6 protein-coding genes are annotated in these 6,407 nt (G+C 74.5%); all 6 read right to left on the bottom strand.

The genetic code is table 11. The features are described from left to right. Window positions 1-1,316: alkaline phosphatase family protein (locus BKI49_RS31520; protein ID WP_095937696.1), on the bottom strand; the 1,316-nt coding region annotated here is incomplete at its 3' end. Then, window positions 1,313-2,482, bottom strand: a complete 1,170-nt coding sequence (gene eboE, locus BKI49_RS31515) for a metabolite traffic protein EboE (RefSeq protein ID WP_095937695.1) — start codon at window positions 2,480-2,482, stop codon at window positions 1,313-1,315. The genes BKI49_RS31520 and eboE, both read right to left, overlap by 4 nt. A 3-nt stretch (window positions 2,483-2,485) precedes the next feature. Continuing rightward, on the bottom strand, window positions 2,486-3,334 hold the full coding sequence (locus tag BKI49_RS31510; RefSeq protein WP_095937694.1) for a TatD family hydrolase: 849 nt from the start codon (window positions 3,332-3,334) through the stop codon (window positions 2,486-2,488). Then, a complete protein-coding gene (locus BKI49_RS31505; RefSeq protein WP_095937693.1) occupies window positions 3,334-4,080 on the bottom strand; it encodes an EboA domain-containing protein in 747 nt (248 codons plus the stop codon). Before BKI49_RS31505 ends, BKI49_RS31510 begins: the two co-directional genes overlap by 1 nt. Further along, window positions 4,077-4,988, bottom strand: a complete 912-nt coding sequence (locus BKI49_RS31500; RefSeq protein WP_095937692.1) for a sugar phosphate isomerase/epimerase family protein — start codon at window positions 4,986-4,988, stop codon at window positions 4,077-4,079. The genes BKI49_RS31505 and BKI49_RS31500 overlap by 4 nt, the downstream gene beginning before the upstream one ends. Then, window positions 4,985-6,244 carry a UbiA family prenyltransferase gene (locus tag BKI49_RS31495; RefSeq protein WP_095937691.1) on the bottom strand — a complete coding sequence of 420 codons (1,260 nt, stop codon included), beginning with the start codon at window positions 6,242-6,244 and terminating at the stop codon, window positions 4,985-4,987. Before BKI49_RS31495 ends, BKI49_RS31500 begins: the two co-directional genes overlap by 4 nt. Between the last annotated feature and the right edge of the window lie 163 nt (window positions 6,245-6,407).

Here is a 6,407-nt window from a genome sequence, read left to right as displayed (position 1 = left end):
AGGGGGAGGCGGCCGTGGCTGCCGCGAATAGGTGAGGGGTCCAGCGGCACGACCGCCATGCGGTAGCGCATGCCGAGCTTCTTGCGTGCCAGCGCCGTGGCCGCCTTCACCTTGACGTAGGGGTCGAGGGGATCCATGAAGAGCTCGACCGGGTCGTAACCGGGTTTGCGGTGGATCTCGACGAGCTGCGCGAAGTCGGGCGCGCGGGCGTCGTCGAGCCAGTAGTAGTACGTGAACCAGGCGTCCGGCTCCGCGACGGCGACGAGTTCCCCGGAGCGGGGATGGTCGAGGTGGTGGGCCTTCTTGCCCTCGTCGTCGAGGAGTCGCTCGATGCCGGGCAGACCGTCCAGCGCCGCCTTCGTGGCCTCCAGGTCCTCGGGGCGCCGCACGTAGACATGGGCGATCTGGTGGTCGGCGACCGCGAAGGCACGGGACGCCATCGGGTCGAGGTACTCCATGCCGTCCTGGGTGTGCACTTCGAGGAGCCCTGCCCGGCGCAGGGCGCGGTTGATGTCGACGGGGCGGTCCGCGCGTGTGATCCCGTACTCGGAGAGCGCGACGACGGTGCGGCCCTCGGCCCTCGCGTCGTCGAGCAGCGGGGCCAAGGCCGCGTCGAGGTCGGCGGCGGCCTTCAGGGAGCGCGGGTCGTCGGGTCCGAAGCGTTGCAGGTCGTAGTCGAGATGAGGGAGGTAGCACAGGGTCAGGTCCGGCCGCCGGGTGCGGTTGACGTGGCGGGTCGCGTCGATGATCCAGCGACTGGAGACGAGGTCGGCGCCGGGCCCCCAGAAGTGGAAGAGGGGGAACGTGCCCAGTCGTTCGGTGAGTTCGTCGTGCAGGGCGGGCGGCCGGGTGTAGCAGTCGGGTTCCTTGCGGCCGTCGGCGTAGTAGACGGGGCGGGGGGTGACGGTGATGTCGGTGTCGGCGCCCATGGCGTACCACCAGCAGATGTTGGCGACGGTGTAGCCGGGGTGTGCGCGCCGGGCGGCGTCCCACAGCTTGTCCCCGGACACCAGGCCGTTGTGCTGGCGCCACAGGAGTACGTCGCCGAGCTCGCGGAAGTACCAGCCGTTGCCGACGATGCCGTGCTCGCTGGGATGGGCGCCGGTGAGGAAGGTGGACTGGGCCGCGCAGGTCACGGCGGGCAGCACGGTGCCCAGGTGGGCGCGGGAGCCGGACTGGCCGAGGGCCTTGAGGTGCGGCATGTGGTCGAGGAGACGGGGGGTGAGGCCCACGACGTCGAGGACGAGCAGCGGGGTGGGACGGGGCTGCTCGGCCGCGTGCTCGGGCTGCGGTGTCGGTACCGAGGGCTGGGTCACGGCAGCTCCTTGAGGCCGAGGTCCGTCAACAGGTCGCGGGCGAGGGTGAGTTCGGCGGCGATGCCGTCGGCGAGCTGGGCGCGGGCACGGGGCCGCAGCTCGGGCGGGAGGGCCTGCCAGGTGTAGGTCTCGACCTCCAGGTGATGGGTGAGCGGGTGCGGGCCGCCGACGAGGCGGGTCAGCGCGGCCCGGAGCACGGGGAGGGTGGAGGTGAGGGGCGCGGCGGGGGCCGCGTGCAGCGGGACGTGGAAGTGGGCGCGCCAGGGGGCGCCGTCGGGCAGGGATTCGCCCGTCAGGGCTTCGCCGAGGTCGTCGGTGCCGCGCAGGCCGGCCGCGGTCCGGGTGCGGGTCTGGTGCAGGAAGCGGGGTTCGTCGAAGGCGGCGAGGGCCTTGCGGACTTCGGGGAGGTGGGGATGTTCGGCGTGCAGGGCGGCCGAGAGCTGGGACTTGACGACGCGGACGCCGGCTCGGGCGAGCGTGTCCAGGGCGGTGTCCGGGTCTTCGAAGGAGGTGGCGAGGTGGCAGGTGTCGACGCAGATGCCGATGCGGTCGTGGCCGATCGCGGTGAGCGGAGCCACGGCGTCGGCGGTGGTCTCGACGGTGCAGCCCGGTTCGGGCTCCAGGCCGACGCGGATGGAGCGGCCGGTGAGTTCGTGCAGCGCGTCGAGGCGTTCGGCGAGCGTGGTGAGCGCGGTGCGGGCGGCCTGCGCGCGGTCGTCGTCGTACACGGTGCGCCAGGCGAGCGGCAGGGTGGAGACGCTGCCCTCGGTGACGTCGTCGGGCAGCAGCTGGGCGAGGACGCGGGCCAGGTCGGTGGTGTGGACGAGGCGCTCGGGGTCGGCCCAGTCCGGCCGGTAGACGCGGTACTTGACCTCCTCGGCGCCGAAGCCCTCGTACGGGAAGCCGTTGAGGGTGACGACCTCGAGGCCTCGGCGGTCGAGTTCGGTGCGCAGGCCGCGCAGTGCGGACGGGTCGGTGACCAGGGTGCGGGCGGCGTCCCTGGCCAGCCACAGGCCGATGCCGAGGCGGTCCCGGCCCAGGCGGCGGCGCACCGGTTCGCAGTGGTCGCGGAGCTGCGTGAGGACGCCGTCGAGGGTTTCGGCGGGGTGGACGTTGGTGCAGTAGGCGAGGTGGACGGTGGAGCCGTCCGGGTGGCGGAAGCGCATCGGTCACTCCCCGCCGCGGAGGATGGAGTTGCCTTCGTGCGTGGCTTCCGCGGCGCTCACGTCGAGGGACAGCCGCCCGCTGAGCCCGTAGAAGGCGACCGGGTTGCGCCACAGCACGCGGTCCACGTCGTCGTCGTCGAATCCGGCCCGCAGCAGGGCCTCGCCGACCCGACGGGTCTTGAGGGGATCGCTTCTCCCCCAGTCCGCGGCCGAGTTGACGAGCACCTTCTCCGGGCCGTAGGCGCGCAGGACGGCGACCATCCGTTCCTCGTCCATCTTGGTGTCGGGATAGACGGAGAAGCCCAGCCAGCAGCCGCTGTCCTTGGCCTCCTTGACGGTGGTCTCGTTGAGGTGGTCGACGAGGACACGGTCCACCGGCAGGGCGGACTCGCGGACGGCGTCCAGGGTGCGGCGCAGGCCGGCCAGCTTGTCGCGGTGCGGGGTGTGGACGAGTGCGGGCAGCTCGTGGTCGGCGGCGAGCTGGAGCTGTGCCGCGAGCGCGGTGTCCTCCGCCGGGGTCATCGAGTCGTAGCCGATCTCGCCCACGGCCACGACCTGGTCCTTGACGAGATAGCGGGGCAGTTCGTCGAGGACGGGGACGCAGCGGGGATCGTTCGCCTCTTTGGGGTTGAGGGCGATGGTGCAGTGGTGGGCGATGCCGTACTGCGCCGCGCGGAAGGGCTCCCAGCCGAGGAGCGAGTCGAAGTAGTCGAGGAAGGAGGCCGGCGAGGTGCGGGGCTGGCCGAGCCAGAAGGCGGGCTCGACCACGGCGCGGACACCCGCCGCGTGCATCGCCTCGTAGTCGTCGGTGGTCCGTGACGTCATGTGGATGTGGGGGTCGAAGATGCGCATCAGGACTCCTTGCCGGACGTGCCGGCCGCACCGGAGGCGCCGGGGCCTCGGGACGTGCCGGTGGGGGTTGCCGTGGGCTCGGTGAGGGCCAGGACGCGGTACAGGTCATCGGGCACGGGACGGCCCGCGGCGGTGCGTTCGTCGGCGTAGTCGGCGAGCATGCGGGCCAGTTCGGTGTCGGCGCGGGCACGCCGGGCCAGGTCCGCGACCTCGTCGACGGGTACGCCGGTGAACAGGCACTTGAGGACGGCGTGGCGCCAGTGGTGTGCGGGCAGGTGCCGTGCGGCGTACGGGCCGACGGCCGCCGCGAGCAGCCGGGTGTCGTTGGTGCGCAGGGCGTCCTCGACGAGGGGCAGCGCGTCGGGGCCGTCCACCAGATGGGGCAGCACGTGCAGGACGGCGAGGCGTTCGGCGGCGGTGCCCTGCCGGTAGACACGTGTGAGGGCGTCCGGGTCGGCGCGGGCCGCGTACAGCAGGAGCACGCGGGCGTCGTCCGAGTGCTCGGGCCCGCACCGGCGTCCGGCCTCCGCTATCCGCAGCTCCCAGGTGGAGATGGGGCCGTGGGTGCCGGGGTGGTCCGCGGCTTCGCCGAGGGCGCGGTCGAACCAGGCGCGGGCGTCCGGGCGCAGTCGGCTGTCGAGGCGGGCGTGCAGGGCGGTCAGGGCGGCGGGGGCGCCTCGCCCCGGGCGGGTGTCCTGGGCGTGCGGGCCGGGCCGGCCGTCCTGGGTGCGGTTCGGGTGGTTCACGAGGTTCTCCCTTCGGGGCTCTCGGGGATCGCCCGGGCCGCGCGGTGGAGGAACGGGAGGGACTGTGCGGCGAAGTGCGGGCCCGCGTGGGAGTGGCGGGGCAGTTCGACGACGGTCAGGCCTTGGTAGCCGGTGGCGGCCAGGGCTTCGAGCACGGGCGGGAAGTCGATCTCCCCGTCGCCGAAGGGGAGGTGTTCATGGATGCCGCGGCGCATGTCCTCGATCTGGACGTGGCGCAGCCACGGGGCGGCGGCGCGCACGCAGTCGGCGGGTGGGAGGGGTTCGAGGCACTGGCAGTGGCCGATGTCGAGGGTGAGTCCGAGGGCGGCCGGGTCGCCGAGCGCGTCGCGCAGCCGGTGGAAGTCGGTGAGCGAGGAGAGCAGATGTCCGGGTTCGGGTTCGACGGCGAGCGGCACACCCGCCCGGGTGGCCGTCTCGACGACGGGAGCGAGCGCCTCGGCGAGGCGCTTCCAGGCGGTGTCCTCGTCCGTGCCGGACGGGAGGATGCCGCTGAAGCAGTGCACGGCGTGGGCGCCGAGGTCCGCGGCGACGCGCACCGCCCGGAGGAGCAGGTCGACCCGGCGTGCGCGATCACCCGGGTCCGGGTCGAGGAGCGAGGGCCCGTGTTTGCGCCGTGGGTCGAGGACGTAGCGCGCTCCGGTCTCCACGGTGACGGAGAGGCCGCGCGCCGCGAGGGTACGGGCCACGCGGGCGGTGCGGGCGGCCAGGTCCGGGGCGAGCGGGTCGAGGTGCATGTGGTCGAGGGTCAGACCCACGCCGTCGTAGCCCAGGTCGGCGAGGAGTGCGAGGGCGTCGTCGAGACGGAGGTCGGCGAGGCCGTTGGTGCCGTAGCCGAAACGGAGGGCGGGGGCGGCGGGGGTGCCGGCCGGGCGAGGGCTCGATGTCATGTGACGCTCACCTTCCTCGCGAACCTGCGGGCCGCCGGTGCGAGGGCGGCGGTCAGCAGAGCGGTGACGGGCGCGCCCGCGCGGGCGGCGAGGGTGGCCTGGAGCGGGATCATGGCGCGGATGCCCCCGCCGACGGCTCGTTGGACGAGCGGGGGTGAGGGGTTCAGGGCTGCGTGGAGGAGAGGGCGGGCCGACGTCGCCGCGTAGGCGAGGGTGAGGGCCGTGCGCAGGGTGTCCGTCGGGGCGGTCACGGCCGCGGGGGGCGACGGCGTCGGCCCTGCCGGGCCCTGGCCGCCGCCTGCCCGTCCCGCTCCGAGAGCCGGGCGGATCGTCAGGCTCCAGGCCAGCGCGCCCGTCGTGGCCAGCGCGGCCAGCGGTGCCATCGGCGAACCGCCTTGTGTCTCCCCGCGGGACACCGTCGTCACGGCGAGCGTGTGCGTGGCCAGGGCGAGGGCGGAGGGGACGGCGCGACGGGCCGCGGTGGCGCGGCGGTCGCCGGCGCCGTGCGTGACGCCGGCCTTCCGGCCGGGCAGTGGGCCTCCACGGGCCCCGCGGCCGGCTGGGCCGACGGGGCCGGACGGTCCGGTGCGTCCGGCGGGTCCGGCCAGTTTCCTCAGTCCGACCAGTCCGGCCAGTGCGGTTCGTCCGGCGGGTCCAGCGGGACCAGCGGGTCCGGCAGGTCCGGCGGTTCCGGCCAGTTTCCTCAGTCCGACCAGTCCGGCCAGTCCGGTTCGTCCAGCGGGTCCGGCAGGTCCGGCAGATTTCCCCAGTCCGACCAGTCCCGTCTGTCCGGTTCGTCCGGCGGGGCCGGTCGGTCCGGCGGTCGCCGACGCCCCGAGGAGTACGTCCAGTCCGCGGGCGGCGGCCATCGCGGCGGGCCCGGCGGGGGTGCGCTTGAGGAAGAGGTCGTAGGCCCAGACGGTGGCCGCGAGAGGAGCGGCGACCGCGAGGGAGGGACGGCCCGCGCGGGACGCCAGGGCGAGCCCCGCGGCCGTCAGGGCTCCCGCCGCCGCGAGTGCCGCGGCCGGGCGTACCCGGCCGGAGGGCAGCGGGCGGTGCGGGCGTTCCACGGCGTCCTCGGCGCGGTCGGCCCAGTCGTTGAGGGCCATGCCCGCCTCGTACAGGCAGACGGAGGAGCCGATGGCGAGCAGGGTGCGGGAGTTCGGGCGGGCGCCGATGGCAGCGGCGCCCGCGAGGGCGTCACCGGGGACGGTGAACAGGGCGGGCAGGCGCAGCAGTTCGGCCCAGGCACGCACCCGCGCGCGCCTGCTCGGCCGCGCCTCGCCGGGCCCCCTCGACCGGGCTCCGCCGGGCCGTGTGCCTGCCCCTGCCCCATGGCCGTCGCCAGCCTCTCGGGCGCGGCCAGCCTCTCGGGCATCCCCGGCCTCTCGGCCATCCCCTGTCGAGCGGCTCCGCCCG

The sequence above is a fragment of the Streptomyces sp. Tue6028 genome, assembly GCF_002300165.1.
Taxonomy (GTDB): Bacteria; Actinomycetota; Actinomycetes; order Streptomycetales; family Streptomycetaceae; genus Streptomyces; species Streptomyces siamensis.
The sequence above is the reverse complement of the archived record's forward strand: the minus strand, read 5'-3'. Positions and strand labels throughout refer to the sequence as shown.

Excerpts from the sequence above, each read along its gene's own strand:
- eboE (WP_095937695.1), bottom strand. The coding sequence starts at position 2,482 with ATGCGCTTCCGCCACCCGGACGGCTCCACCGTCCACCTCGCCTACTGC.
- BKI49_RS31510 (WP_095937694.1), bottom strand. The coding sequence starts at position 3,334 with ATGCGCATCTTCGACCCCCACATCCACATGACGTCACGGACCACCGAC.
- BKI49_RS31500 (WP_095937692.1), bottom strand. The coding sequence starts at position 4,988 with ATGACATCGAGCCCTCGCCCGGCCGGCACCCCCGCCGCCCCCGCCCTC.